22 protein-coding genes and 1 tRNA gene are annotated in these 26,856 nt (G+C 63.8%); 10 read left to right on the forward strand and 13 right to left on the reverse strand.

Features of this window, described 5'->3' with window-relative positions:
• Window positions 1-3: 3 nt before the first annotated feature.
• Window positions 4-1,725, reverse strand: a complete 1,722-nt coding sequence (locus tag ACVWZA_RS19360) for an acyl-CoA dehydrogenase (protein WP_457313005.1) — start codon at window positions 1,723-1,725, stop codon at window positions 4-6.
• Between the two features lie 49 nt (window positions 1,726-1,774).
• Between ACVWZA_RS19360 and ACVWZA_RS19365 the strand changes: the two genes are divergently transcribed.
• Together ACVWZA_RS19365 and aqpZ are read left to right on the forward strand one after the other, a co-directional pair.
• Window positions 1,775-2,767, forward strand: coding sequence for an L-threonylcarbamoyladenylate synthase (locus ACVWZA_RS19365; RefSeq protein WP_457313006.1), 993 nt, complete (start codon window positions 1,775-1,777; stop codon window positions 2,765-2,767).
• Window positions 2,768-2,830: 63 nt separating this feature from the next.
• Complete coding sequence (gene aqpZ / locus ACVWZA_RS19370) at window positions 2,831-3,574, forward strand: aquaporin Z (RefSeq protein WP_457313007.1); 744 nt, start codon at window positions 2,831-2,833, stop codon at window positions 3,572-3,574.
• Window positions 3,575-3,619: 45 nt separating this feature from the next.
• On the opposite strand, the gene msrA is transcribed toward aqpZ, so the two are convergent.
• Window positions 3,620-4,165 (reverse strand): peptide-methionine (S)-S-oxide reductase MsrA, encoded by a 546-nt coding sequence (gene msrA / locus ACVWZA_RS19375; protein WP_457313008.1) that lies wholly within the window; start codon window positions 4,163-4,165, stop codon window positions 3,620-3,622.
• Window positions 4,166-4,381: 216 nt separating this feature from the next.
• On the opposite strand from msrA, the gene galE reads away from it, so the two are divergent.
• Both galE and ACVWZA_RS19385 read left to right on the forward strand, forming a co-directional pair.
• The gene (galE, locus tag ACVWZA_RS19380) at window positions 4,382-5,377 is read left to right on the forward strand and encodes a UDP-glucose 4-epimerase GalE (protein WP_457313009.1); all 996 of its coding nucleotides are present in this window, start codon (window positions 4,382-4,384) and stop codon (window positions 5,375-5,377) included.
• Window positions 5,374-6,309 (forward strand): DMT family transporter, encoded by a 936-nt coding sequence (locus tag ACVWZA_RS19385; protein ID WP_457313010.1) that lies wholly within the window; start codon window positions 5,374-5,376, stop codon window positions 6,307-6,309. The genes galE and ACVWZA_RS19385 overlap by 4 nt, the downstream gene beginning before the upstream one ends.
• Here ACVWZA_RS19385 and ACVWZA_RS19390 read toward each other — a convergent pair.
• From ACVWZA_RS19390 to ACVWZA_RS19400, 3 genes are all read right to left on the reverse strand, one after another.
• Window positions 6,219-7,055, reverse strand: coding sequence for an NAD(P)-dependent oxidoreductase (locus ACVWZA_RS19390; RefSeq protein ID WP_457313011.1), 837 nt, complete (start codon window positions 7,053-7,055; stop codon window positions 6,219-6,221). The genes ACVWZA_RS19385 and ACVWZA_RS19390 overlap by 91 nt on opposite strands.
• Window positions 7,056-8,339: a M48 family metallopeptidase gene (locus ACVWZA_RS19395; protein ID WP_457313012.1), complete on the reverse strand. Its 1,284-nt coding sequence runs from the start codon at window positions 8,337-8,339 to the stop codon at window positions 7,056-7,058.
• 87 nt (window positions 8,340-8,426) lie between these two features.
• Complete coding sequence (locus ACVWZA_RS19400) at window positions 8,427-10,118, reverse strand: M28 family metallopeptidase (protein WP_457313013.1); 1,692 nt, start codon at window positions 10,116-10,118, stop codon at window positions 8,427-8,429.
• 141 nt (window positions 10,119-10,259) lie between these two features.
• Here ACVWZA_RS19400 and pepN point away from each other — a divergent pair, with 141 nt between their 5' ends.
• Entirely contained in the window at window positions 10,260-12,857 is a 2,598-nt protein-coding gene (gene pepN / locus ACVWZA_RS19405; protein ID WP_457313014.1) for an aminopeptidase N, read from the forward strand.
• A 28-nt stretch (window positions 12,858-12,885) separates the two neighbouring features.
• On the opposite strand, the gene ACVWZA_RS19410 is transcribed toward pepN, so the two are convergent.
• The 3 genes from ACVWZA_RS19410 to ACVWZA_RS19420 are packed head-to-tail and all read right to left on the reverse strand — an operon-like array spanning window position 12,886 to window position 14,643.
• Window positions 12,886-13,614, reverse strand: a complete 729-nt coding sequence (locus ACVWZA_RS19410) for a DUF72 domain-containing protein (RefSeq protein ID WP_457313015.1) — start codon at window positions 13,612-13,614, stop codon at window positions 12,886-12,888.
• On the reverse strand, window positions 13,595-13,966 hold the full coding sequence (locus ACVWZA_RS19415) for a tRNA-binding protein (RefSeq protein WP_457313016.1): 372 nt from the start codon (window positions 13,964-13,966) through the stop codon (window positions 13,595-13,597). The genes ACVWZA_RS19410 and ACVWZA_RS19415 overlap by 20 nt, the downstream gene beginning before the upstream one ends.
• A complete protein-coding gene (locus tag ACVWZA_RS19420; protein ID WP_457313017.1) occupies window positions 13,966-14,643 on the reverse strand; it encodes a glutathione S-transferase family protein in 678 nt (225 codons plus the stop codon). The genes ACVWZA_RS19415 and ACVWZA_RS19420 overlap by 1 nt, the downstream gene beginning before the upstream one ends.
• Before the next feature lie 42 nt (window positions 14,644-14,685).
• Between ACVWZA_RS19420 and ACVWZA_RS19425 the strand changes: the two genes are divergently transcribed.
• Window positions 14,686-15,048 (forward strand): hypothetical protein, encoded by a 363-nt coding sequence (locus ACVWZA_RS19425; protein WP_457313018.1) that lies wholly within the window; start codon window positions 14,686-14,688, stop codon window positions 15,046-15,048.
• A 94-nt stretch (window positions 15,049-15,142) separates the two neighbouring features.
• On the opposite strand, the gene gltB is transcribed toward ACVWZA_RS19425, so the two are convergent.
• The 5 genes from gltB to ACVWZA_RS19450 form a co-directional block, all read right to left on the reverse strand.
• Window positions 15,143-19,660 carry a glutamate synthase large subunit gene (gene gltB, locus ACVWZA_RS19430; RefSeq protein WP_457313019.1) on the reverse strand — a complete coding sequence of 1,506 codons (4,518 nt, stop codon included), beginning with the start codon at window positions 19,658-19,660 and terminating at the stop codon, window positions 15,143-15,145.
• 79 nt (window positions 19,661-19,739) lie between these two features.
• Complete coding sequence (locus tag ACVWZA_RS19435; RefSeq protein WP_457313020.1) at window positions 19,740-20,543, reverse strand: hypothetical protein; 804 nt, start codon at window positions 20,541-20,543, stop codon at window positions 19,740-19,742.
• Window positions 20,501-21,952 (reverse strand): NAD(P)-dependent oxidoreductase, encoded by a 1,452-nt coding sequence (locus ACVWZA_RS19440; protein WP_457313021.1) that lies wholly within the window; start codon window positions 21,950-21,952, stop codon window positions 20,501-20,503. Before ACVWZA_RS19440 ends, ACVWZA_RS19435 begins: the two co-directional genes overlap by 43 nt.
• Window positions 21,953-22,111: 159 nt before the next feature.
• Window positions 22,112-22,921, reverse strand: coding sequence for an undecaprenyl-diphosphate phosphatase (locus tag ACVWZA_RS19445; protein ID WP_457313023.1), 810 nt, complete (start codon window positions 22,919-22,921; stop codon window positions 22,112-22,114).
• A gap of 204 nt (window positions 22,922-23,125) precedes the next feature.
• Window positions 23,126-24,076: a complex I NDUFA9 subunit family protein gene (locus ACVWZA_RS19450; RefSeq protein ID WP_457313025.1), complete on the reverse strand. Its 951-nt coding sequence runs from the start codon at window positions 24,074-24,076 to the stop codon at window positions 23,126-23,128.
• A gap of 110 nt (window positions 24,077-24,186) precedes the next feature.
• Between ACVWZA_RS19450 and ACVWZA_RS19455 the strand changes: the two genes are divergently transcribed.
• The 4 genes from ACVWZA_RS19455 (at window position 24,187) to ACVWZA_RS19470 (ending at window position 26,490) form a co-directional block, all read left to right on the forward strand.
• Window positions 24,187-24,273 (forward strand) — tRNA-Leu (locus ACVWZA_RS19455).
• Window positions 24,274-24,446: 173 nt separating this feature from the next.
• Complete coding sequence (locus ACVWZA_RS19460) at window positions 24,447-24,932, forward strand: tyrosine-type recombinase/integrase (RefSeq protein ID WP_457313026.1); 486 nt, start codon at window positions 24,447-24,449, stop codon at window positions 24,930-24,932.
• A complete protein-coding gene (locus ACVWZA_RS19465) occupies window positions 24,889-25,296 on the forward strand; it encodes a tyrosine-type recombinase/integrase (protein ID WP_457313027.1) in 408 nt (135 codons plus the stop codon). Before ACVWZA_RS19460 ends, ACVWZA_RS19465 begins: the two co-directional genes overlap by 44 nt.
• A gap of 76 nt (window positions 25,297-25,372) precedes the next feature.
• Window positions 25,373-26,490 (forward strand): IS3 family transposase gene (locus ACVWZA_RS19470; protein ID WP_457313032.1). Its coding sequence is split into 2 segments (ribosomal slippage): window positions 25,373-25,634 and window positions 25,634-26,490, totalling 1,119 coding nucleotides; the frame shifts between segments, so codons are not numbered across the junction.
• The last annotated feature ends 366 nt before the right edge of the window (window positions 26,491-26,856 follow it).

Here is a 26,856-nt window from a genome sequence, read left to right on the forward strand (position 1 = left end):
ACGCTAGGCCGTAAAAATCTCCGCCGGGATCGAATACAAGACATCCGCCTTCGCCGTCGCCGCCGCCTTCAGCCCCATCGCTTCGGGCACGATCTGTGCGACATAGAAGCGCGCCGCCGCTGTCTTCATCGCCAGAAAGGCAGGGTCGCCTTCTGCCGAGGCGGCGATCCGGCCCTGACGTTCCATCAGCCAGCCGCACACCGCGGTCGAGAGCATGGTCAGGAAGGGATAGCTCGCCGCCAGCTTGTCGTCGGCGTCGAGCGCCATCAGGCCGCGGCCGATCTCGTCGCAGGTATCGATCAGCGTGATCAGCCCCTGATCTTCCGCTTCGGCGCGCATGTCGGCGATCAGTCGCGCGAACACACCGCCATTGTCGAGGGAGAGCTTGCGCCCGACCAGATCGGCGGCCTGGATGCCGTTGGTGCCTTCATAGATCGGCGTGATGCGCGCTTCGCGGAAATACTGCGCTGCGCCGGTCTCCTCGATATAACCCATGCCGCCATGGACCTGGATGCCGATCGAGCTGACTTCGCAGCCGATATCGGTGCCATGGGCCTTGGCCAGCGGCGTGAGGATCTCGAGCCGGTCCTGCGCGCCCGCTTCGCCGAGCGCCGCGCGGTCGACCTGCGCGGCGGCGAGATAGACAAGCGCGCGCGCCGCCTGAGTCTGTGCCTTCATGCGCAGCAGCATACGGCGGACATCGGGATGCTCGATGATCGCGACCGATTCGCGGCTGGAGGAGCCGGCGCGCGCCGACTGGATGCGCTCGCGGGCATAGCCGACCGCGGCCTGGGTCGCGCGTTCGGCGATCTGCACGCCCTGCAGGCCGACATTCAGTCGAGCATTGTTCATCATCGTGAACATCGCGCGGATGCCGCCATATTCGCCGCCGATCAGTTCGCCGATGCAATCGTCATTGTCGCCAAAGCTCAGCACGCAGGTCGGTGAACCGTGCAGGCCCATCTTGTGTTCGATCGAGACCACGCGGACATCGTTGAAGTCGCCCGGTGTGCCGTCTTCGCGGAGCCGATACTTCGGCACCAGAAACAGCGAGATGCCCTTGGTCCCCGCCGGTGCATCGGGGGTGCGCGCGAGGACGAGATGGACGATGTTGGGCGCCATGTCGTGGTCGCCGAACGAGATGAAGATCTTGGTGCCCTTGATCGACCATTTGCCGTCGCCGAGCGGCTTGGCGCTGCTGCGTAGTGCGCCGACATCGGATCCGGCCTGTGGCTCGGTCAGGTTCATCGTGCCGGTCCATTCGCCGGTGGCGAGGTGCGGCAAATAGAGCGCTTGTTGTTCCGGGCTGCCGTGATGCGCCAACGCCTCGATCGCGCCGACCGTCAGGGTCGGGGCGAGCGCGAAGCTCATATTCGCGGCACCGAGCGTGTCGAGCACTGCGGTCTGGATCGCGAAGGGCAGGCCCTGGCCGCCAAACTCTTCCGCGACGCCGATCGTGCCCCAGCCGCCCTCGACATAATCATGATAGGCCTTCACGAAACCGTCGGGCATCACCACGCCCTCAGCCGTCCATTTCGCACCGACAGTGTCGCTGGCGCGGTTAAGCGGCGCCCATTCGCCTTCGGCCAATTGCCCGACGCCCTCAAGCACCGCGTCGACCACGTCGGACGACGCGGCGGCAAAGCGTTCGTTCTCCGCAAGGTCGCCGATCCCGACGATATGATCGAGCACGAAGCGCTGGTCGGCGGTGGGTGGCGTGAACACGGGGCAAGTCCTCTTATCGCGCAGGCTTTGCGCGGCTATAGCGCGCCCGATGGCCGTTCCAACCCCAATGACGACTCACATCCTGCGCTATGGCGCGGATGCGATCGTACAGGCCGCCGCGGTGATCGCGGCGGGCGGGGTCGTCGCCGTGCCGACCGAGACGGTTTACGGCCTTGCCGCCGATGCGACCAATGCATCGGCGGTCGCTGCTATCTATGCCGCCAAGGGCCGGCCGAGCTTCAATCCGCTGATCGTCCATGTCCTTGATCTGGCGGCGGCGCGGGAATTGGCGGACTTTGACGATCTGGCGCTCGGGCTGGCCGGGGCGTTCTGGCCGGGACCGCTGACATTGGTCTTGCCGCTGGCCGAGGGCGCGGCGGTCGCTTCCCTGGTCACCGCTGATCTGACCACGATCGCGATTCGCGTGCCAGCGCACCGTGCGATGCGCGCGTTGCTGGCGGCGACGGGCAAGCCGCTCGCCGCGCCATCGGCCAATGCGAGTGGCGGCATCAGCCCGACGCGAGCGGCGCATGTCGTGGCGAGCCTCGGCGGGCGTATCCCGCTGGTGATCGACGACGGCGCGACCGAGGCCGGGCTGGAATCCACGATCGTATCGACTGCCGGCGGGCTGAAGATCCTTCGCCCGGGGCCGATTACCGACGATCATATCGACAAGCGCTTCCCCGGTGCAGGCCGGGGCCCAGTATCGATGGACGGCGTAACTGGGACCCGGCCTGCGCCGGGGAAGGGTTTTGTTACAGCGCCCGGCCAGCTTGAAAGCCACTACGCCCCCGCAAAGCCACTTCGCATCGATGCAATCTGCGCAAGCGACGACGAATGGCTGATCGGCTTCGGCCCGGTCGCGGGTAACGAAACCCTGTCATCGACCGGCGACCTCACCGAGGCGGCCGCGCGCCTGTTCGACCTGCTCCACCGCGCCGATGCGAATGATCGCCCGCGCATCGCTATTGCGCCGATCCCGCATCACGGTCTCGGGCTGGCGATCAACGATCGCCTGCGTCGTGCCGCGCATCGCGACTGATGTCTTTACGACAGCGCAACGATAAGTCATCTTCCCCCGATTAAGATCGACAGGGAGGACGACATGACCAACACGCAACGCGGACTCGCGGAGTTCCTCGGTACATTCTGGCTCGTCTTTGGCGGCTGCGGCAGCGCGGTGTTCGCTGCGGCCTTTCCCGAGGTCGGCATCGGCCTGGCGGGCGTTTCGCTCGCCTTCGGCCTGACCGTGCTGACCATGGCCTATTCGATCGGCCATATCTCGGGCTGCCACCTCAACCCGGCCGTGACCATCGGCCTGTGGGCGGGCGGGCGTTTCTCGGCCAAGGACATCCCGCTTTACGTCATCGCGCAGGTGCTCGGCGCGATCGTCGCGGCGGGTCTGTTGTATGTGATCGCCACCGGCAATCCCGATTATTCTCTCGCCGCCAACGGCCTTGCCGCCAATGGTGTCGGTAGTGGCGTGGATGGGCACTCGCCCGGTCATTATTCGCTGCAGGCTGGGCTGATCGTCGAGGTCGTGCTGACTTTCTTCTTCCTGCTGGTGATCATGGGCTCGACCGATACGCGCGCGCCGGCCGGCTTCGCGCCGATCGCGATCGGCCTTGCGCTGACCCTGATCCATCTGATCAGCATTCCAATCACCAACACATCGGTGAATCCGGCGCGCAGCACCGGACCGGCGCTGATCGTCGGGGGCTGGGCGTTAACGCAACTGGTATGGTTCTGGGTCGCGCCGATCGTCGGCGGGATACTCGGCGGGCTGGCCTATAAGGCGATCGGGGCGGACGCGAAGGTCAAGCCGCCGATCGAGGGCGAAGCGCTTTGAGGACGTAAAAAGCCCCTCCCTTTCAAGGGAGGGGCTTAAGCGGGGCTAAGCTGCTTCGGTCGCCTTTGACCTTGCAGCGAAGCTCTTCCTGAGTTTCTTCAGTTTTGGGGGGATCACGGCCTGGCAGTAGGGGTTGCGTTGCCCTTCGCCCTGCCAATATTCCTGGTGATAATCTTCCGCCGGATACCAGTCCGACAAGGGTTCGATCGTCGTGACGATCGGGCCGCTCACTTCGGTCGCGGCGCGCGCCATCGCGGCGCGTGCCTCGGTCTCCTGTTCCGGCGAGTGCGGGAAGATCGCCGAGCGGTACTGCGTGCCGACATCATTGCCCTGGCGGTTGAGCTGCGTCGGATCATGTGTCGCGAAGAACATGTCGAGCAGGTCGCCATAGCTCAGCTTATCGGTGTCGAAGGTCACGCGGATCGCCTCGGCATGGCCGGTGTCGCCGCCGCACACCTGGCGATAGGTCGGGTCGGGCACTGTCCCGCCGATATAACCACTCTCGACCTTTTCGACGCCGATCACATCGTTGAACACCGCTTCGGTGCACCAGAAACATCCGCCCGCCAGCGTCGCGACTTCGCTTGCCATGATAAGCTCCTCCTTGGTTTTGCAGGCGGTGGCGGCCCGCTCCTCGCCCGGCCACCCATCCAGGATATGCTGTGGGTGGCCGGGCGGGGAGCGGGCTGGCACCGCCGAAATGCGCCAGGTGCATTTCCAAACAGCTCTTTAGATAGGATCGCGGTGGCGCGAGACAATCCGCGCTGATAGGCGAAGCGCGGAACGGAACTGATCGAGGTCAAGAACATGCGCGACATGACGGTGCTGGTAACGGGCGGGGCGGGTTATATCGGAAGCCACGCGGTGCTTGCCTTGCTCGATGCTGGCTATCGGGTCGTGGTCGTCGACAATCTCGTCACCGGCTTCGCCTGGGCGGTCGATCCGCGCGCGACGCTGATCGAGACGAATATCGAGGATGACGCCCGCGTGCGCGCAACGATCCGCGATCATCACGCCAAGGCGATCATGCATTTCGCAGGGTCGGTGGTGGTGCCCGAATCGGTCAGCGATCCGCTCAAATATTATCGCAACAACACGGTCGCGAGCCGCGCATTGCTCGAAAGCGCGGTGGCCGAGGGCGTGCCGCACTTCATTTTCTCATCGACCGCCGCGACCTATGGCACGCCGGCCACCGAGAAAGTCACCGAGGGCAGCCCGACTGTACCGATCAATCCTTACGGCATGTCGAAGCTGATGACCGAAGCGATGTTGCGCGATGTCGCGGCAGCGCACCCGATCAACTATGCCGCGCTGCGCTATTTCAACGTCGCCGGCGCGGATCCGCAGGGGCGCACCGGGCAATCGACCGCCGGCGCGACTCACCTGATCAAGGTCGCGGTCGAGGCGGCGACGGGCAAGCGCGACTCCGTGGCGATCTTCGGCAGCGATTTCGGTACGCCCGACGGCACCGGGGTGCGCGACTATATCCATGTCAGCGACCTGGCCGCGGCGCATGTCGCGGCGCTCGACCTGCTGATCGCCGACCCGTCGAAGAGCCACATTCTCAATGCCGGTTATGGCCGGGGCTTTTCGGTCACTCAGGTGCTCGACGCGGTCGACCGGGTGACCAATCGCACGATCGAGCGCCGGTTCGAGGGGCGCCGCGCGGGCGACCCGGCAGCGCTGATCGCCGACAACAGCGCGATCCTGGCGACGCTCGACTGGACGCCGCAGCGTGACGATCTCGACACGATCGTCGGCGATGCGGTGGCTTGGGAACGCAAGCTGGCCGAACGGAAATGAGCGATACCGGGGCCGATACGGGCGCGCCACCACCGCAATCCACGCGTCTCGCGGTGCTGATTCCGTTTGCGATCGTCACCTTGATCTGGGGGTCGACCTGGCTGGTCATCAAGGACCAGTTGGGCGTGGTGCCGCCAAGCTGGTCGGTCGCTTACCGCTTTCTGGTCGGCGGCGTCGCGATGCTGATCTACGCAACGATCCGGCGTGAGCGGATTGCGCTCGACGCACGCGGCTGGGCGTTCGCGGCGGGGCTCGCGCTGTTCCAGTTCTGCCTCAACTTCAATTTCGTCTACCGCGCGGAAGGTTACATCACCTCGGGGCTGGTCGCGGTGATCTTCGCACTGCTGCTCGTGCCCAATGCGGTGCTCGGGCGAATCTTCCTCGGCCAGCGGCTCGGACGACAGTTGCTCGTCGGATCGGCGGTGGCGATGGCCGGGGTCGCCTTGCTCTTCGTCCATGAGGCGCGGACCAGCGCGGGTGGGCTGCACATGGCGATGGCGGGCATCGGCTTCACGCTGGCCGGGGTGATGTCGGCCTCCACCGCCAACATCATGCAGGGCACCGGGACGGCCAAACGCTATCCGATGGCGGTGATGCTCGGTATCGGCATGCTGATCGGCGCGGGGTTCGACGCGACGCTCGCCTGGTGCCTGACCGGACCGCCGGTGATCGAGCTGCGCCCGGCCTATCTGATCGGTGTGCTCTATCTTGGGGTGATCGCTTCGGCCGTCGCCTTCACGCTCTATTTCGGCGTTCTCCGCATCATCGGCCCGGCCAAGGCGGCCTATTCGGGCGTGATCGTGCCGGTCATCGCCATGCTGTTATCGACCATCTTCGAGGGTTATCGCTGGTCGCTGCTCGCCGGAGCGGGCGCGGTGCTGGCAATGATCGGGCTGGTCATCGCGCTCAAGGCGCGCAGGCCGAATCGGTAATCGGGATAGGCCGGGCGCCAGCCCAGCACCCGTTTCGCCTTGCCGTTCGCGACGCGCCGGTTCTCTGCATAGAATGCGCGCGCCATCGGCGACAAGGTGGCGAGATCGACGAACGGCGGGGCAAAGCGACCGAGCAACCGGCTGGCGAACTCGATCACCTCATTCTGCCCGCACGGCGCATCGTCGGCAAGGTTATAGGCGCCCGGCGGCGCGTCGAGCGCGGCGATCACGCCGCCGACAATGTCATCGACATGAACCCGGCTGAACACCTGGGTCGGCAGATCGACGCGGTGCGCGCGGCGCTGCATCACGCGGTCGAGCGCCGACCGGCCCGGGCCATAGATGCCGGGCAGGCGAAAGACTCGCGCCCCTGATGTCAGCCACGCGCCATCGGCGATCGCGCGTGCGGCGCGCCTCCCGGTGATCGGCGCGCCTTCATCGACCCAGCCACCACCGGCATCGCCATAAACGCCGGTCGACGAAAGATAGCCGAGCCACGCGGACGATGCCGCCAGCTCACCTCCATAAAGCGCCAGCACCGGATCGGCCTCGTCCTCGGGCGGCACCGACGACAGGATATGGCTCGCCGCCGCAATCTCCGGCAGCACCCGATCGCGGTCGGCAAAGGCGATCGTGCCGTCGCGTCCGTCACGGCTGGTGCCGGTCACCCGCCATCCTTCGCCCCGCAGCCGCGCGGCCAGCCGGCCCGAGGTATAACCAAGGCCGAAGACGAGCAGCGACGGCATCTATCGATCGAACTTCACGTCCGGCTTGATCATCGTCGCGCCGGGCACATGGTCCTTCTTCCACTGCATCGACATGCGCACCCGCGTTGCGCCCGACGGATGGTCGAAGAACAGCGCTTCCTCGGTCGGACCCGGTTCGATCTTGCGATATTCCGACAGGCGCATCGCGACCTTGGCGAAGCCATCCGGTTCGCGCGCGGCGTTCAGGCCGAAGACATCGGCCTCGCTCTCCTGCACGCGGACCAGCGTATTCTGCACCGGCGTCAGGACCAGCCCGGCGACCGAGGCGAGCAGCATGTAGATCGCCGCCGCCGCCGGATCGGCGACGTCGCGCACGCCCCAGCGCGGGTTACACGCAATCAGCGCCGGCGCGATCCGTGCGATCAGGAAGAAGACGATGAGGAAGATCACGGCAAAGACCAGGATCGCCTTCTGCACGTGATTGAGCACATAATGTCCCATCTCATGGCCCATTACCGCGACGACCTCGTCCGGCCCGGTGCGGTTGAGCAGATTGTCGTTGAGCGTGATGCGGATCGTCGGCCCCAGGCCGGAGACATTGGCCGAGATGCGCTTGCTCTGCTTCGATGCGTCGGAAACATAGATATGGTCGGCCGGGATATGATTGGCGGCGGCGACCGCGACGATGCGGTCGCGCAGCGGACCCGCCGGCATCTCGGTATATTTGTTGAACAGCGGCATGATGAACAGCGGCGCGAGCAGCGCCGCGATCAGCACGAAACCAGTCATCGCCGCCGCGCCGAACAGCCACCAGCGCCGCGGGAAGCGCCGGATCACCGCGAAGATCACCGCGAACAGGATCATGTTGACGATAATGCCGACACCCAGGCCGATCGATTGCTCGCTGAGCCAGGCGCCGAAGCCCTGGTTCATCAGGCCATATTGTTTCTCGCGGAAGAAGCCGGTGTAGATCGTCCAGGGCAGGATGATCAGCGCGGCGGCGATGGTGAAGGGCACGGCGAATATCGCGGGCTGCAGCCAGCGCCGTTTGACCAGCCGTTCGGTCATATCGCGGAAACGTGCCGCCATGCCGGTGGCCAACATGATCAGATAGGTGACGACCGAGGCGAGCGTACCCCATAATGTGAGCCAGTAGCCGCCCTCGAAATAAGCGTCCGACTTGGCGCGTGCCGGACCCTGCAGCAGGTCGAGATAGGCGCGTGTCGCCTGTTCGACATCGAAGGTTGGACTGGCCGCATGAGCCATGGCCGGCAGCAAGGCGGCCGCCAGTGCGCCGCCGCCCCAGATCATCGATTTGCGCATATCTGCCCCCAATTTATCCGATGTGGACTCCGGACCATGACCGGAGTGACATATGTAGAATGAGCGATATCGGCACGAAAACCGCCACTATCTCGCGCCGTACCCCCGGTAGAGCAGGCCGAAGAAATCGCCCTTGTTCCAGCGCGGGCGGTCGTCGCCATCGGCGATCTCGCGCGCGATCGCGTAGTTCGCGTCGACGAAACGGATGCCCTGCGCCCAGTCGAGCGGCTGGCTGAGATCGTCCGATGGCTCATGATAGCGCTTGCTGTAAAAATCCCGGAACCCCGCTTTACCCGGCCCGCCCTGGCCGGGCCACAGGAAGACCGAGGGAATGCCGCGCCGAACGAAATTATAGTGATCCGATCGCACGAAGAACGCCTCTTCGGGCATCGGATCGGCGGACATCGTCACGCCCATCGTGCCGACCGCCCGGCTGACGATCGGCCCAAGCGAAGAGCGGTCGGCACCGAACGCGATCACGTCCTGGAAGCGATAGCTGATCACCGGCATGTCGAGATTGACATCGGCCACGATGCGCTCGATCGGTACGGTCGGGTGGGTGGAAAAATAGTTCGATCCGACCAGCCCCTTCTCCTCGGCGGTGACGGCGAGGAACATGACCGTGCGGCGCGGCGGCTTGCCGCTTGCCTTAAAGCGCTTCGCCTCCTCAATCAGCGAGGCGATACCGATCGCGTTGTCTTCCGCGCCGTTATAGATCGTGTCGCCGGTCGCATCGGGTTTACCCACACCGAGATGGTCGAGATGCGCGGACAGGATGACGACCTCGCTGCCGACTCTCGGGTCGCTGCCTGGGAATATCCCGGCGACATTGGCGCTGGTCGCCGGCTCGAAGCTGGTCTTCAGGGCGACCGTAAGCGTACCGGGCAATTCCAGCGCCTTGAACTTCGTCTCGCTATTGCCCGACTGTTTGAGGACATCCTCCCATTTGGCCTTGGCGCTCTCGAACAGGCGGGCGGCACCGACACTGCTGAGTGTGCCTAGGCGGGGAGCGCCCTCGATGTTGCCGGTCCCGTCGGGATTGGCCCAGGTGGTGCGTGCATCATCCCATTCGCGGACCTGGGTGGCGAAGGTCCGCGCGCGCAACGCGTCGGGCCGGTCGAGCGTGATCGTGCCGACTGCGCCATGGTCCGCCGCGATCACCGCCTTGGTGGCGGGGCTGGAGAAATGCGCGCGTTCCTCGCTCTGCAGGCTGTTCGGTGCGCCGCCGAAATAGGCGACGATCTTGCCCCGCACATCGACCCCGGCATAATCGTCGCGCTTCACATGTGGGGCGACAATGCCGTAACCGACGAACACCACCGGCGCGTCGATCGCGGTCTCGCGTTTGCCGGGGTTGGCGCCGGGCGCATAATCCTCGCCGAACACCAGCGCCAAAGGCGGCTGGCCGGGACGGGTCAGCACGAAATTGCCCTTGTCCGCAGCCTTGTAGCTGGTCAGCGGCACCTTCTGGATATAGCCGCCCTGCTCGCCCGCGGGACGCAGGCCAGCGGCATAGAATTGCGCCGCGACATATTGCGCGGCGATGTCGAATTCGGGGCTGCCCGCTTCGCGCCCGCGCATCGCATCGGAGGCAAGGAAAATGACATGCGCCTTCATCGCCGCCTGATCGTCGGGCAGGACCGCATTGACGATCGCATTGATCGCCGCCGGAGCCGGTTTGGTGACGGGAGCGGGCACCGGAGCAACGGGGGGTGTCGTCTGGGCCATCGCTGCGCCCGCAAGGCCGACAAAAGCTGCCGTGCCGATAACTCGAAACATCCCGGACCCTTTTCGATTAGCTGAGTGTCGGCGGGGTAGCACTGCTGTACCACCGCGCAAGCGTCGCAATTTGCGTCCGATCCTGCGCCGGTGTGAGATTTCGGTGGCTTAGCCGTTGTTTGCTCCTGTAGATCGGTCGCGATGTTAGATGTTCAGACCGCCACCGCCCATCCCGCTATCACCCGTCGTGAGGATTATCGCCCGCCTGACTGGCAGGTCCCGGAGATCGCGCTCGACCTCGATCTCGACCCCGGCGCAACCCGCGTGCATGCAACGCTTACCGTGGTGCGGACTAGTGCGCATGACCGGCCGTTGGTGCTCGATGGTGCGGGGCAGTCGCCGTTGTCGGTCAAGGTCGACGGCGTCGCGGTCAATAATTGGCGGATCGAAGACGATGCGCTGATCATCGAGCTGTCGGGTTCGGAACATGTCGTCGAGACCGAGGTCGAGATCGCACCCGACCGTAACACGCAATTGATGGGGCTCTACGCCTCGGGCGGCAATCTGTGCACGCAGTGCGAGGCCGAAGGGTTCCGCCGTATCACCTTCTTCCCCGACCGTCCCGATGTGCTGACCCGTTATAAGGTGCGCATGGCGGCGGACAAGACGCGCTTCCCGGTGCTGCTCGCCAATGGCGACCCGGTCGGTGCGGGCGACCTTGGCGATGGACGACATTGGGCTGAGTGGCACGACCCCTATCCCAAGCCCTGTTATCTGTTCGCGATGGTCGCGGGCGATCTGGTCGCCAATCGCGCGACCTTCGTCACCCGCTCCGGCCGCGAAGTCGCGCTCGGCATCTGGGTGCGTCCCGCCGACCTGCCCAAGACCGCGCATGCGATTCATGCGCTCAAGACATCGATGAAATGGGACGAGGATGTCTATGGCCGGGAATACGACCTGGACGTGTTCAACATCGTCGCGATCGACGATTTCAACTTCGGCGCGATGGAGAATAAGGGGCTCAACATCTTCAACTCGCGCTACATCCTGGCCGATGCGGAGACCGCGACCGATTATGATTTCGACGCGATCGCCGCGGTCGTCGCGCATGAATATTTTCACAACTGGTCGGGCAACCGGGTCACGTGCCGCGACTGGTTCCAGCTGTCGCTGAAGGAAGGCTTCACGGTCTTCCGCGACCAGAGCTTTTCGGCCGATCAGGGATCGGCGGCGGTCAAGCGGATCGAGGATGTGCGCGGGCTTCGCGCGGCACAATTTCCGGAGGATTCGGGGCCGCTGGCGCATCCGATCCGCCCCGACGCCTATCTCGAAATCTCGAATTTCTACACCGCGACGATCTACAACAAGGGCGCCGAGGTCATCCGCATGATGGCGACGATGCTCGGCCCAAAGAAATTCCGCGCCGCGACCGACCTTTATTTCGATCGCTTCGACGGCACTGCGGCGACCTGCGAGGATTTCGTCGCGTGCATGGAGGAGGGTGGTGGCATTGACCTCGCCCAGTTCCGCCTATGGTATTCGCAAGCCGGCACGCCACGCGTTTCGGCTTCGCTCAGCCATGAACCCGGCAGCGGACGCGCCGTATTGAAGCTCGCGCAGCGCATGCCGCCGACGCCCGGCCAGCCGGACAAGGCGCCGATGGTCCTGCCGCTCAAGCTCAAGCTGTTCGGCGCCGAGACCGCACGGCCGATCGGACCGGAACAACTGATCCTGTTGTCCGACGCGGAGGAACAGATCAGCTTCGAGACCGTAACCGAGCGTCCGGTACTGTCGATCAATCGCGGCTTTTCCGCGCCGGTAATTGTCGAGACCGATCGTTCGGCGGCCGATCTCGCGTTTCTCTCGGCGCATGACGATGATCCGTTCGCGCGTTACGAAGCGATGCAGCAATTGATGCTCGACACGCTGGTCGAGGGAACGGCGCATGGTCGCGCGGATCACACCGCCGTGATCGCGGCGGTCGCCAACACGTTGCAGGATTCGCAGCTCGATTCGGCTTTTATCGCCGAAGCGGTGTTATTGCCCTCGGACAGTTTTATCGGCGACCAGATGGCGCAGGTCGACCCCGAGGCGATCTTTCGTGCACGCGAGGCGCTGCGTCGCGATCTCGCGCGCGCGCTCGAGCCGCAATGGCGTGCCGCTTATGAAGGCGCGCGCGCGGCGAAGTTCGAATATTCGCCCGAGGCGAAGGGGCAAAGGCGTCTCAAGACCGTCGCGCTCGGGTATATCGCGGCGAGCGGCGCGGACGACGCGGCGGCGCTTGCATTCCGCCAGTTCGAGACGGCGGACAATATGACCGATCGGCAAGGCGCGCTGACCACTTTGGTCAGCGGCAACGCGCCGGAACGGGTCGCGGCGCTCGATATCTTCTACAATCGCTATAGCGACAATGCGCTGGTGCTCGACAAATGGTTCTCGACTCAGGCGCTGTCCGCGCGCGACGACACGCCGGCGATGGTCGCCGACCTGGCACGCCACCGCGATTTCACGCTGGCCAATCCCAACCGCGCGCGCGCGTTGGTCGGGGCGTTCAGCGTCAACCAGCGCGCCTTCAACCAGGTCTCGGGTGAGGGCTATCGCTTCGTCGCCGACCAGTTGATCGCGCTCGACAAGCTCAATCCGCAGACTGCGGCGAAACTGATCCCGCCGCTCGGTCGCTGGCGTCGTTTCGACGAAGACCGCGCGGCCATGATGCGCGCGGAACTGGAGCGGATCGTTGCGACACCGGGCCTGTCGAAGGACATGTTCGAACAGGCATCGCGGAGCCTGGCAGGCTAGCGGGGTTGGTTGGCGGGTACTGCCTGTGTCAGACCCGATCGTGCAGGTCGATCGCATTGGCGATCGCGGCACCGCTCGCGGTGTTGTCGTAAACCGTCCAGCTTTCCACGCCCGCGGTCTGCGCCGCCCGAGCATGGCCTTGGATCATCGCGTCATCATAGCTCGACCAGTAGACCCGCGGCGAACCGTGTAGGCGGGTATAGCATAAGCCGCGCCAGCCGCCGGGTAGCGCCGCTTGCGGAATCTTGGCCGGGTCGGCGGCGACGCGTGCGACCTTGTGCGCGATGAGCAAGCTATCGGCACTGGTCTGGAACCAGCTCGGGTGGCGTGGCTCGCATGCAAGCGGCCCCCCGACGATGGCTATGAGCTGCCGAAAGAATGTTTCGGCTCCCGCCGCGTCGAAAATCAAGCTCGGCGGCAATTGCGCCAGAACCGGTCCGCGCTTGCCGCCCAGTCCAGCGACCTCATCGGCGAAACGCGCGAGCAGATCGGCGCTTTCCGCCAGGCGTCGTTCGTGCGTGATCGCCTTGGGCAGTTTGACCGCGAAGCGGAAGTCAGCCGGCACGCTCGCCGCCCAGCGCTCATAGGTGGTGCGGCGATGGGGCCGATAGAAGCTGGAGTTGATCTCCACGGCATTCAATTGCGCGGCATAGCGTTGGAGATGGCTGCCGCTGCCGGGGAATCTTTCGGCTACGGCTTTCGGGATCGACCAACCCGCCGTCCCGATGCGGATAAGGTTAGAAGAGCCGCCCGCCATTCGGCACCACAACGCTCGGCGTCACCAGCACGACCTTGCCCTCGGCATCGGGAAAGCCGAGCGTGAGCACCTCCGACATCATCGGGCCGATCTGGCGCGGCGGGAAATTGACCACCGCCGCGACTTGTCGACCGGGCAGGTCGGCAAGCGTATAATGTTCGGTGATCTGCGCCGAGGATCGCTTGATCCCGATCACCGGTCCGAAATCGATCGTCAGCCGATAAGCCGGCTTGCGCGCGTTGGGGAAGGGCAGCGCCTCGACGATCGTGCCGACGCGGATGTCGACGGCGAGGAAGTCGTCGAAACCGATCGTCGGTGCTGCATCGGCGCCAGGATCGTGGGTCGCATGCATCAGAGATCGAAATCCACATCGTCATAATGTTTCGGCGGCGTGATCCCCTCCATCCGCTCCGACAGCAACGGACGGAAGCTCGGACGGCTCTTCAGTCCGCGATACCATTTCGCGGTCTGTTCATGGTTCTTCCAGTCGATCCCGCCGAGATAGTCGGTCACCGAAATCTGTGCCGCCGCCGCCAGATCGGCGAGGCTCATCGTCGATCCCGCCATCCAGTTGTGATGATCGAGCTGGTAATCGGTATAATCCAGATGGCGCACCGCCGCCTTCATCGCCTCGCGCAGCACTTTCGAATCAGGAGATTCCTTGGTCACCAGCCGCTTGACCATGCGTTCGTGGAGCAGAGGTGCGGTGATATCCGCGAAGAATTGCGTGTCGAACCACGCGACCAGCCGACGGATTTCGGCGCGATTGACCGCCGTGCCGTTGATCATCGCCGATTTCTCGACCGTCTCCTCGAGATATTCGCAGATCGCCATCGAATCCATCAGCAGGATTTTACGCGACGGATCGGTCATTACCGGCACTTGGCCGGCCGGGTTCATGTCGAGGAATTCGTCGCGCCGCTCCCATGGCGATTCGCGTACGAGGTCGTAACCTACGCTTTTTTCGCCGAGCAGGAGTCGGACCTTGCGCGAAAAGGGACACAGGGGAAATTGGTAAAGCTGCCACATAAGGGTCGTGTTAGATCGACTGGGCGAGCGGGGGAAGGCGTGATGGACGACGATTCATACCGGACTGTGGCAATCACCTATAATCAGCCTGAAACGGCGGTGATGCTGTCGATGTTCTCCTTCTATGATATTCCGGCCTATGCCGTGGGACAGGGGCATGCATCGGCCATGCCGACCTGGATGGTGGCGCTGGGCGGAATACAGATTCGCGTTCATTCCGATGCGCTGGACGAAGCGTTTGAATTGCTGGCAGAAGTGGCAGAGCGCCCGCGGGCGGTCCGGCGACGCCTGATCGACGATCCGGTGGTGAACGGCATCTTGGTGGTGCTGTTCTGTGTTCTGCTCTTTATGCCGGTTCCGCCAACGCGGACTGGATCGACCTTCTTCATTCCGCGCCGCGATTGAGCGGTGTTGCCGCTGGGGCGATGATAGGATTTGCAATAGCCTTGCTCCGACCGTCATCCCGGCCTTTTGCCGGGGTTACGGTCGAGCTTTGGTACTACTCCGCGGCGACCATCTCCACGCTGTCGTCGAGTGGATGGCTCAGCCGGGTCAACATTTCCTTCGGCACGACCTGCCAGAAGCGATCGACCATGCGGCCCCAATCGTCGAGCAGGCTGCCCGACCATTTGGAGTCGGTGGCGGCATGATGCGCACGGACCAGGTTGAGCAGCACCGATTCCCAATGCATCGACGACAGTCGTTGCCAAGTGATGCTTTCCGGATTGGCGCGACGCGCGAAGCTGCCGTCCTCGTCATAGATGAAGGCCATGCCGCCGGTCATGCCGGCGCCGAAATTGGTGCCGACCGCGCCGAGCACCACCGCCACGCCGCCGGTCATATATTCGCAGCCATTGGCGCCGCAGCCTTCGACCACCACGGTCGCGCCCGAATTGCGCACTGCGAAACGTTCGCCGGCCTGTCCCGCCGCGAGCAGGCTGCCCGAGGTCGCACCGTACAGCACGGTGTTGCCGATGATCGTGTTCTGCTGGCTGACCAGCGGTGAGCTGACCACCGGCCGCACGACGATCTTGCCGCCCGACAGGCCTTTGCCGACATAGTCATTGGCGTCGCCGAACACTTCCAGCGTCACGCCCTTGCACAGGAACGCGCCGAGCGATTGGCCGGCCGATCCGCGCAGACGAACGTGAACATGCCCGTCCGCCAGCGTCGACATGCCGAACTTCGCGGTGATCTCGCTCGACAGCCGCGTGCCGACCGCGCGGTGCGTGTTGCGCACCGAATAGGTCAGCTGCATCTTCTCGCCGCGTGAGAAGACCGCCGCCGCATCCTTGATCATCTGCGCGTCGAGGCTGTCGGGCACTTCGTTACGGAAGCTGGTCAGCGAGAAGCGACGCTGGTCGTCGGGCGCATCGACCTTGGCGAGGATCGGGTTGAGATCGAGATCGTCAAGATGCTCGGCGCCACGGCTGATCTGCCGCAGAAGTTCGGTGCGCCCGATCACTTCGTCGAGGCTCTTGAACCCGAGCCGGGCAAGGATGTCGCGCACTTCCTCGGCGATGAAGGTCATCAAATTGATGACCTTTTCCGGCGTGCCGGTGAATTTCGCGCGCAACGCGTCATTCTGCGTGCACACCCCGACCGGGCAGGTGTTGGAATGGCATTGCCGCACCATGATGCAGCCCATCGCGACCAGACTGAGCGTGCCGATGCCGAATTCCTCGGCGCCCAGGATCGCGGCGATCACCACGTCGCGCCCGGTCTTCAACCCGCCATCGGTGCGCAGCTTGATCCGCCCGCGCAGACCATTGAGCGTCAACGTCTGGTTGACCTCCGACAGGCCCATTTCCCACGGCGTGCCGGCATATTTGATGCTGGTCTGTGGCGACGCGCCGGTGCCGCCGACATGGCCCGAAACCAGGATGACGTCGGCATGCGCCTTGGCCACTCCCGCCGCGACTGTGCCGATGCCCGCCGACGAGACGAGCTTCACGCAAACGCGGGCACGCGGATTGATTTGCTTCAGATCGTAGATCAGCTGCGCCAGATCCTCGATCGAATAGATGTCGTGATGCGGCGGTGGCGAGATCAGTGTCACGCCGGGTGTCGCATGACGCAGTTTCGCGATGAATTCGGTCACCTTGAAGCCGGGCAACTGCCCACCTTCGCCGGGTTTGGCCCCTTGCGCGACCTTGATCTCGATCTCCTCGCACGCGCCGAGATATTCGGCCGTCACGCCGAACCGGCCCGAGGCGATCTGCTTGACGCCCGAATTGGCGTTGTCGCCATTGGCGTATGGCGTGTAGCGCACCCTGTCCTCGCCGCCCTCGCCCGACACCGCCTTGGCACCAATGCGGTTCATCGCGATCGCCAGCGTCTCATGCGCTTCCGGCCCAAGCGCGCCCAGGCTCATGCCCGGGGTGACAAAGCGCTTGCGGATCTCGGTGATTGCCTCAACCTGATCGACCGCGACGCCCTCATCGGGAAAATTGAACTGCAACAGGTCGCGCAGGTAGATCGGCGGCAGCGCCTCCACCCCGCGCGAGAATTGCAGATAGGTCGAATAGCTGTCGTTGCCGACCGCGCTTTGCAGCAAATGCATCAGCTGTGCCGAATAGGCATGCGCCTCGCCGGTGTGGCGCTGGCGATAAAAGCCGCCGATCGGCAGCGTCGCGATGGCGGGATCGAATGCAGCCTCATGCCGCTCCGCCGCGTTTACGAACAAGGACGCATAGCCTTCGCCAGAAATCTTCGCCGGCATGCCGGGGAACAGGTCGTTGACCAGTGCACGACTGAGGCCGACCGCTTCAAAATTATAACCGCCGCGATAGCTGGAGATCACCGCGATCCCCATCTTCGACATGATCTTGAGCAGACCCTCGTCGATCGCCTTGCGGTGACGCTGAAGGCAATCGTCCAGAGTCAGATCGCCGAACAAGCCGCGTTCGTGCCGGTCGACGATCGACGCCTCGGTCAGATAGGCATGCACGGTGGTCGCGCCGACGCCGATCAGCACCGCATAATAATGCGTGTCGAGGCATTCGGCGGTCTGGATGTTGACGCTGGCATAGGAGCGCAGGCCCTTGCGCACGAGATGCGTGTGCACCGCCGCCGCCGCCAGTACGCCGGCAATGCCGACGCGGTCCGGGCCGATGTTCAAGTCTGACAGGAACAGTTCGCTCTTGCCTTCACGGACCGCTTGTTCGGCCTCGGCGCGAATACGCGCGATCGCCGCGCGCAGATCCTCTGGCTTGCCGCCGGATTCGAAGGTGCAGTCGATCTCGGCAACCGCCGACCCGAAATAGGCCTTCAGCCGCGCCCAGTCGGCACCGGTCAGTACCGGCGATTCGAGCACCAGCACGCCGTCGCGGCGATCCTCGGTGTCGAGGATGTTGGCGAGATTGCCGAAGCGCGTCTTGAGCGACATCACGTGGCGCTCGCGCAAGCTGTCGATCGGCGGGTTGGTCACCTGGCTGAAATTCTGCCGGAAGAACTGGCTGATCAGCCGTGGTTTGTCGGAAATGACGGCGAGCGGCGTATCGTCGCCCATCGAGCCGATCGCTTCCTTCGCGCCTTCCACCATCGGCGACAGGATCAGCTCCATATCCTCCAATGTCTGGCCGGCCGCGACCTGGCGGCGGGTCAACTCGGCGCGGCCGAAGCGCACCGTCGCGTCGGCGGGCGGAGCGGGCAGGTCGTCGATCGCGGTGAAATTGCCGATCATCGCCCCGTAATCGGCCTCGGCCGCAAGCCGGTCCTTGACCTCGCGGTCCTTGAGCAGCTCGCCCTTGTCGAGGTCGATCGCGATCATTTGCCCCGGCCCGAGCCGGCCCTTTTCGATGATCGTCGATTCAGGGACCAGGACCATGCCGCTTTCGGAGCCGACGATCAGCAGCCCGTCGGACGTGCGCGTGTAGCGCAGCGGTCGCAGCGCGTTGCGGTCCATGCCCGCGACCGCCCAGCGGCCATCGGTCATGGCGAGCGCGGCGGGGCCGTCCCACGGCTCCATCACACTGCCGAGATATTTATACATGTCAAGATGCGCCTTGGGCATCTCGTCCTTGCCCAGCCACGCCTCGGGCACGAGCATCAGCTTCGCCGTCGGTGCGTCGCGCCCCGAACGGCAGATCGCCTCGAACACCGCATCGAGCGCGGCGGTATCCGACGCACCTGCCGGGATAACCGGTTTGATGTCCTCCGAATTGTCGCCGAACGCCAGGCTCGCCATGCGGATCTCGTGGCTCAGCATCCAGTTCTTGTTGCCTCGGATGGTGTTGATCTCACCATTATGTGCGAGACAACGGAACGGCTGCGCCAGCCACCATTGCGGAAAGGTGTTGGTCGAATAACGCTGATGGAAAATCGCGACCCGGCTCTCGAAACGCTGGTCCTGCAGGTCGGGATAGAAGACCGACAGCGATTCCGCGAGGAACAGGCCCTTGTAGATGATCGAACGACACGACAGCGAACAGATATAGAAGCCCTGGATCTGCGCCGCGATGACGCGCTTCTCGATCCGCCGCCGCACGAGATAGAGGTTCTTCTCGAATTCCGCCGCATTCGCCTCATCCGGTAGCGGGCCGGAGATCATGATCTGCTCGATCTCGGGCCGCGTCGCCTGCGCTTTTTGCCCGATCACCGAGACGTCGACCGGCACCTGGCGCCAGCCATAGATCGAATAGCCTTCCTCGATGATCACGCTCTCGACGATCGTGCGGCACGCTTCCTGCGCGCCGAGATCGGTGCGCGGCAGGAAGATCATGCCGACCGCGAGGCGGTTCGGCTGCACCTTGTGCCCGGACGCGACCACCGCGTCGTCGAAGAATTTGAGCGGCAGATCAACATGCAGGCCCGCGCCATCGCCGGTCTTGCCATCGGCATCGACCGCACCGCGGTGCCATACCGCCTTCAGCGCATCGATCGCCGACTGCACCACGCGCCGCGACGCGCTGCCATCGGTCGCCGCGACCAGGCCCACGCCACAGGCATCGCCCTCGAATTCGGGGCGGTACATGCCATCACGGGCAAGGCGTTCGCGTTCGGTTTCGAGAGTCATGTCTTCGCCTTCCGTGGCGCTGGCAGCAAGAATTTGCTCGTGTGCGTGCGGGTGGGACAGTCGCGTCTCCGTTCCGGGCTCATGTCTTCGGACCCGAGGCTTCGGAGTTGGCGATAAACGCGTCCATCGCCGCTTCCACCACGGTCTGTAACTGTTTCTCCACAGCTGGATCGGGTTGATTGCCCCAATCAACAGCGGCCTTCAGCAATGAGGGCTGTAACAGCCGGATCTTGCGCCCGGCCGGAGAAAGGACAAATCCCATGATGTCCCGGCTGCGTGCAGGCGTCATTGTCTTCATCACACCAGGCAACGCCTTGTCGGTCGTCGCGCCTTTTAAATCCGCTGCCGTCATTTCGCGGTCGGGATTGGCCAGGGTTTTCCGAAACATGTCGCTCATATCGGTTCCGGCAATGACCTGTTCGATCAGCCAAACGCCGGTTTGTGAGCGGTAGAAAGCTAGGGCGACGGTCATCTCGCCTTCGGTCAGCGCGTCAGCGTAGAGACCGCCCAGCTTCTCCCACATGTCAGGCAGTTTTGCGGTCGTATATTGTAGAATCACCGGGCGCATCGCGTCGATGATGACCTTGCTAATGCCCGAATAGGCCTCTTCGGCCAGCTGAAAATTTGGGTCTTTCGCGACTTGCCGAGGCAGGTCGCGGTCCAGCGCGGTAGTGACCTGCCGCAGTGTCATGGTTTCGCTGTTGAGCAATCGGGCAATCTCGATGCCTTTGGCCCGCTCGGTCGCAGTGACCGGGCTGTGGCGCTCGGCCGAGGGTATCTTCGCCGAAGGAGTCGGGATCGGCGTCGCCGACTGCAGTGCGGTTAGGAGCATCAGGCTGATCAAGCCGCCACCTTCACATTCGTCGCCTTCGCCTTCAGCCATTTATGCATCGCGACCGAAACATCGCGCCCGTCGCGGATCGCCCACACCACCAGGCTTGCGCCGCGCACGATGTCGCCGGCTGCGAACACGCCGTCGAGGCTGGTCATCAGCGTCTTGTTATCGACCAGAACAGTGCCCCAGCGCGTCACGCCGAGTTCGGGTGCGCCGAACAAATGCGGCAAGTCCTCGGCATCGAAGCCCAACGCCTTGATCACCAGGTCGGCGGGCACGTCAAAACCACCCTCCGGATCGATCTCCGGCGCACGCCGGCCACTTGCATCGGGTGCGCCGAGCCGCATACGGCTGGCTTTCACGCCGGTGACCCCATTTTCCATGGCACCGCCGGAGAGGAACGCTTCGGGGGCGGACAGCCACACGAATTCGACACCCTCTTCTTCCGCATTGGCGACCTCGCGCTGCGAGCCGGGCATGTTGGCGCGGTCGCGGCGATAGAGGCACTTTACCGATGCCGCGCCCTGACGGACTGCGGTGCGGACGCAATCCATTGCCGTGTCGCCGCCGCCGATCACCACGACATGCTTGCCCGCGGCATCCAGGCTGCCATCGTCGAACGCCGGCACCGCATCGCCAAAACCCTTGCGGTTCGATGCTGTGAGGAAGTCGAGCGCATCGACCACCCCCGTGCTGCCGACCCCTGGCGCCTTGATCGCGCGCGGTTGATAAACGCCGGTCGCGATCAATACGCTGTCATGGCGCTGGCGCAGTTCGGCCATGCTCGCGTCGCGGCCGACCTCGAAATTGTCGTGGAAGACGATCCCGCCTTCTTTCAGCCGATCGACGCGCCGCGTGACGACATGCTTTTCCAGCTTGAAGCCGGGAATGCCATAGGTCAGCAGTCCGCCAGCGCGATCGTACCGGTCATAGACGTGCACATCGTAACCGTACCCGCGCAGATATTCCGCCGCGCTGAGACCGGCCGGTCCCGCGCCGATGATCCCGATCGACTGCCCGCGCGGCGCCCCGACGACAAGCGGTTCGACCCAACCTTCTTCCCAGGCGGTATCGGTGATGAACTTTTCGACCGACCCGATCGTCACCGCGCCATGGCCGGAGAATTCGATCACGCAATTGCCTTCGCACAGCCGGTCCTGCGGACAGATGCGGCCGCAGATCTCGGGCATGGTCGAGGTCGAATTGCTCAGCTCGTAAGCTTCGCGCAGCCGCCCTTCGGCGGTCAGGCGCAGCCAGTCGGGGATATGGTTGTGCAGCGGGCAATGTACCGAACAATAAGGAACGCCGCATTGTGAGCAGCGCCCGGCCTGATCCTCGGCGGCGGGCGGTGCATAGCGATCGGCGATCTCGCGAAAATCCTCCGCGCGCAGCTTGGGCGCGCGCTTGCCGGGAAAAGCTTGTGGCGTTCCCACGAACTTCAACATGGATTCGGTCATCGGCCCCTCACGTTCAACGCGGGTGCCATAGCGCCGACAACTCAGGGAGTCACGGCCAAATCGCCATTTAGATAAGCAATGCTTACCTAAAAAGACCTGACTTGTCTTTTACCGCTATATCCGGACGCTTCGTCTCTGATTAAAATGGCCGATGCGGCCTTATACGGAAAGCAGCCAGATCAAGCCGATCGTTCCAACAATAATCCGGTACCAGGCAAACGGCGCAAAACCATGCTTGCCGACAAAGGTCACGAACCAGCGAATCACCACCAGCGCGACCAGGAACGACACGATGAAACCAATCGCGATTTCGGTCAGATGGGCATTGCCCAACTCATGACGTCCGTCCCACAAGGCCAGCGCGGTTGCCCCCATCATCGTCGGTACCGCGAGGAAGAAGCTATATTCCGCCGCCGTCTCGCGATCGACGCCCAGAGTCAGCGCCCCCATGATCGTCGCGCCCGACCGGCTCACCCCCGGTATCATCGAGATGCATTGCACGACACCGATTGCGAGCGCGGTGCGCCACGTCATCTCCTCCACCGACCGCGTCGTTACGGTCTTGGACAGCCGCTCGATCACCAGGATCAGCACGCCACCGACGATCAGCGCAATCGACACGACGACCGGCGCGATCACCGGCGCCTCGAGCACCGCCTTGATCGCCTTGATCGCAATGACGCCGACGATCGCCGAGGGCAGAAAGCCGAGCAGCACGTTGCGCGTGAAGCGTATCGCGGCCGGATCGCGCGCCAGCAGCCCCCCCGCCACGCCCATGAACCGGCCCCAGAACAGCACGATCACCGCGAGAATCGCGCCAAGCTGAATCACGATGTCGAAGGTCGCATCGGCCTGGGGCAGGCCGAGCAGCGCGCCGGCCAGGACTAGATGCCCGGTTGACGACACGGGAAGGAATTCCGTCACGCCCTCGACGATACCGAGCAGGATGATGATCAACAGGTCAGTCACGCGTACACCCCCAATATGGCCCTATGCGGATCGTGCCGCTATCCGGCCTGGCCAGCCGGCACGGAGCCCCTTAGCCGTTCGTTTCGAGTGAAGTCGAGAAACCCTTGCGGCAGGGCGGCGCGGCGACGAGTCGAGCGCTATGGCCTTTGGAATCTTCCGTCCGCCGGGATTGGAACGGCTCGCCGGAACCGACGGTGCTGAATCTCAGCTCGCTTCGGAAGCCGAAATCCCGCGTACGCCGAACCGCCCCTGGCGGCGAAACCGGACCAGCCATGCCGGCGCGACTGCCGCGAGCGGTGTCGGCGTAATGCCGAATGAAGCCAGTCCGCCCGCGCCGTCCGCGACGACATTGTCCCGCTGCAGCATCATCCATTGGTCGCGGGTGATCGGCATACCGGGCAGGAATCCCAGCGCTGCGATCGCCGCACCGGCAATGTCCGGCAATTCGACGATCGCCGGATCGCGCCCGATCGCCCCGGCGATCCAGCGGATCAGCTCACCCATCGTCATCACATCGGGTCCGCCAAGCTCGAAGGTCTTGCCGCCAAACCGGGCCGCATCGTCCAGCGCGCAAACCACCGCCCGTGCCACATCGACGACATGGACCGGCTGGAACTTCACCGCCGCGCGCAGCACCGGCACGACCGGTGCGCTCGCGATCATCCCGGCAAAGCGATTGACGAACTGATCCTCGCGCCCGAACATCAGCGACGGGCGCAGGATCGTGGCGGCCGGAAATGCTTCGCGTACTGCCGTTTCGCCTTCGCCTTTGGTTCGACCATAGGCGGCGGGCGATTCGGGATTCGCGCCGATCGCCGAGACATGCACCAGCGCGCGCGCGCCGGCCGCGGTCGCGGCCTTCGCCACGTTACGCGCGCCATCGGCCTGGATGGCCTGGAAATCGCCCGCGAGCACGCCGACCAGATTGACTACCGCGCCTGACCCCTGCACCGCGCGCGCAACGCTCTCCGCGCTGGTCACATCGACCGCAGCGAACTGCGTCTGGCCAAGGCCGCCGAGGGGCCGCAGGAACAATGCCTGACGCGGGTCGCGCTGTGCGATCCGCACCCGCGCGCCGCCGGCAAGCAATTCCTGCGCGACATATCGCCCGAGGAATCCACCGCCGCCGATCAGCGTCACCAGTTTGCCGTTCATGCCTGAAAATCCTGCTCGAAAACGTGTTATGTCCAGCAATCTCCCTGCCGCATCAGGAGCCATGTTGACAAGCCCGCCACCGCTCCCCTAGAGCCCCCCGCCTACCCCGTGCCCAGATGGCGGAATTGGTAGACGCACCAGCTTCAGGTGCTGGCGATCGCAAGGTCGTGGAGGTTCGAGTCCTCTTCTGGGCACCAGAGACCTTTCCGGCAACGTCCGGAAACGTCCAGCAAGCGGCTGGTTTTCCAGCATTTCTTCAGCGAAAATCGCCGATCGGAATCCGGGCTCATCCACCCGAATCCATCGGCAGCACCATCAAAATGATGGTGTTTTTGATGGTGCCGGCGAGCCCTTTGGAGCTGGCACCATCATGGCACTGAATCACATCCAGATCACCAACGCCAAGCCTCGGGAGCAAGCATACAAGCTTGCCGACTCAGAGGGGCTTTACCTCGTCGTGCAAACGAACGGCACGAAACTCTGGCGGATGAATTACCGGTACGCTGGCCGTCAGAAGACGCTTTATTTCGGGATCTGGCCCGACGTGGGGCTCGCTCTGGCGCGAGAACTCCGAGACGCGGCGCGAAAGAAAATCGCAGCCGGGCTCGACCCCTCTGCGGAAAAGCGGATCGCGAATCTTGCCCGCAAGGTCGCCGCCGACAACACCTTCAAGACCATTGCAGAGGAATGGGTTTCCAAGAACGAGCGCGAAGGGCGCGCGCCGATCACTCTCGACAAGATACGCTGGCTGCTAGGCATGGCTTATCTGATGATCGGTAACCTGCCGATTACGCAAATTTCGCCGCAGAGAGGTGTTGGCAGTCCTGCGCAAGGTCGAGGCAACCGGCCGTTATGAAAGCGCGAGAAGGATGCGCAGTGTGCTGAGCCGGGTGTTTCGATACGGGATTGCGACCGCTCGTACTGACCGCGATGTGGCGGCCGATTTGCGTGGAGCGCTCATAACGCCGAAGGTGCAACATCTGGCTGCGATCACCACGCCCAAGGAAGCGGGAGCGCTGATGCGCGCGATCGAGGGGTATACTGGTCATGAGATCACGGCGCTGGCGTTGCGCTTGTCGCCGCATCTCTTTGTTCGGCCCGGCGAGTTGCGTCGGGCGGAGTGGTCGGAATTCGATACTGGTGCATCGGTCTGGTCACTACCGGCAGAAAAGATGAAGATGCGCCGGCCGCATCGGGTGCCGTTATCTCGCCAAGCGTGACCTGCTGCCCGTTTCCTGGACCATTTTGAGCTGGAAAATTCCAGTTATGATGGAGGGTCAGGAAGCGGAGCGAGTGATGAAGAGATCAAAATACAGCGAGGCGCAGATCGCGTTCGTGTTGAAGCAGGCCGAGGACGGCACGACGATCGGCGAGGTGTGCCGCAAGACCGGGATCAGCGAGGCGACGTTCTACGCGTGGCGGAAGAAGTATGCGGGGCTGATGCCGTCGGAGATGCGACGACTGCGCCAGCTTGAGGATGAGAACGGGAAGCTGAAGCGGCTGGTCGCCGATCTGAGCCTGGATAAGGCGATGTTGCAGGATGTCGTCTCGCGAAAGCTCTGAGGCCTGATCGGCGGCGCGAACTCGTCGATGCCGTTCGCAACACATGGCAGGTCAGCATCAGACGGGCGTGCAGTGTGCTTCGGGCGGAGCGATCGAGCTACCACTATCGTGGTTGCCGTGCTGATCAGGCCGACCTGAAGAAGCGGATGCGTGAGATCGCCGAGACGCGGGTGCGTTACGGCTATCGGCGTATTCATGTGTTGCTCCGGCGGGAGGGCTGGGACGTGAATGCGAAGCGTATCTATCGGCTTTACAAGGAGATGGGGCTTCAGTTGCGCCAAAAGCCGCCGAAGCGGCGGGTGAAAGCCAAGCTGAGAGAAGGCCGCTGCGCGGCGTCGTGTTCGAACGAAGTGTGGGCCATGGACTTCGTCCATGACCAGTTGGCCACGGGATCGAAGCTGCGCATCCTGACGGTGATTGACACGTTCAGCCGGTTCTCGCCGGCGGTCGTGCCGCGGTTCAGCTTCCGCGCGCCTGATGTGATCGAGGTGCTGGACCGTGTCTGTGTCGAGGTTGGATATCCGGCGTCGATCCGGGTCGACCAAGGCAGCGAGTTCGTCTCCCGCGATCTTGACCTGTGGGCCTACACACGTGGCGTGATCCTCGACTTCAGTCGGCCCGGCAAACCGACTGACAACGCCTTCATCGAATCGTTCAACGGCAAGTTCCGGGCGGAATGCCTGAACCAGCACTGGTTCATGAGCCTCGACGACGCGGTCGGAAAATGCGCGGCTTGGCGCAGAGACTATAACGAGGTGCGACCACATAGCGCGATCGGCAACAAGGTGCCGATATCGCTGGTAAACCGGCCAGCGGCACATGGCCCGCCCTGGTCGGCAGAAGCTGGATGATGCCCAGCCAGGTGGTCCAAGAACGGGTAGCGGCTCAAACTTTCCTAACTACCAACTGCGGCTCGGACGCCCTCCGGGGGGCGGGGAAACGCCACTGACCCAGAAGGGCGTTGCTGGAACAGCATTTGGACTCTCCAAGGTGGACCGATGCAAACGCTGCATCCAGGAGAATGCGGACGACCCTATTTTGGTCGAAGCATATCAGGCAAAGCTCGATAAGGAACTCGAGGCAACAAGAAATCTGCTGACACTCGAAGCCATAGAAGCAGTCTATAGAGGTGGCTCGGGGATTTTGGACAGAGCGTTTAAGTGGAGTTTCTGCCTGAAGGTGGCCAGTGTGGCTGCCGAACAGGAGATCAGATGACG

This window comes from Sphingomonas sp. UYAg733, assembly GCF_054057355.1.

Bases quoted from the DNA above. Each gene is read 5' to 3' on its own strand.
- ACVWZA_RS19365 (WP_457313006.1), top strand. From the start codon at position 1,775: ATGGCCGTTCCAACCCCAATGACGACTCACATCCTGCGCTATGGCGCG.
- aqpZ (WP_457313007.1), top strand. From the start codon at position 2,831: ATGACCAACACGCAACGCGGACTCGCGGAGTTCCTCGGTACATTCTGG.
- msrA (WP_457313008.1), bottom strand. From the start codon at position 4,165: ATGGCAAGCGAAGTCGCGACGCTGGCGGGCGGATGTTTCTGGTGCACC.
- galE (WP_457313009.1), top strand. From the start codon at position 4,382: ATGCGCGACATGACGGTGCTGGTAACGGGCGGGGCGGGTTATATCGGA.
- ACVWZA_RS19385 (WP_457313010.1), top strand. From the start codon at position 5,374: ATGAGCGATACCGGGGCCGATACGGGCGCGCCACCACCGCAATCCACG.
- ACVWZA_RS19390 (WP_457313011.1), bottom strand. From the start codon at position 7,055: ATGCCGTCGCTGCTCGTCTTCGGCCTTGGTTATACCTCGGGCCGGCTG.
- ACVWZA_RS19395 (WP_457313012.1), bottom strand. From the start codon at position 8,339: ATGCGCAAATCGATGATCTGGGGCGGCGGCGCACTGGCGGCCGCCTTG.
- ACVWZA_RS19400 (WP_457313013.1), bottom strand. From the start codon at position 10,118: ATGTTTCGAGTTATCGGCACGGCAGCTTTTGTCGGCCTTGCGGGCGCA.
- pepN (WP_457313014.1), top strand. From the start codon at position 10,260: ATGTTAGATGTTCAGACCGCCACCGCCCATCCCGCTATCACCCGTCGT.
- ACVWZA_RS19410 (WP_457313015.1), bottom strand. From the start codon at position 13,614: ATGGCGGGCGGCTCTTCTAACCTTATCCGCATCGGGACGGCGGGTTGG.
- ACVWZA_RS19415 (WP_457313016.1), bottom strand. From the start codon at position 13,966: ATGCATGCGACCCACGATCCTGGCGCCGATGCAGCACCGACGATCGGT.
- ACVWZA_RS19420 (WP_457313017.1), bottom strand. From the start codon at position 14,643: ATGTGGCAGCTTTACCAATTTCCCCTGTGTCCCTTTTCGCGCAAGGTC.
- ACVWZA_RS19425 (WP_457313018.1), top strand. From the start codon at position 14,686: ATGGACGACGATTCATACCGGACTGTGGCAATCACCTATAATCAGCCT.
- gltB (WP_457313019.1), bottom strand. From the start codon at position 19,660: ATGACTCTCGAAACCGAACGCGAACGCCTTGCCCGTGATGGCATGTAC.
- ACVWZA_RS19435 (WP_457313020.1), bottom strand. From the start codon at position 20,543: ATGGCTGAAGGCGAAGGCGACGAATGTGAAGGTGGCGGCTTGATCAGC.
- ACVWZA_RS19440 (WP_457313021.1), bottom strand. From the start codon at position 21,952: ATGACCGAATCCATGTTGAAGTTCGTGGGAACGCCACAAGCTTTTCCC.
- ACVWZA_RS19450 (WP_457313025.1), bottom strand. From the start codon at position 24,076: ATGAACGGCAAACTGGTGACGCTGATCGGCGGCGGTGGATTCCTCGGG.
- ACVWZA_RS19460 (WP_457313026.1), top strand. From the start codon at position 24,447: ATGGCACTGAATCACATCCAGATCACCAACGCCAAGCCTCGGGAGCAA.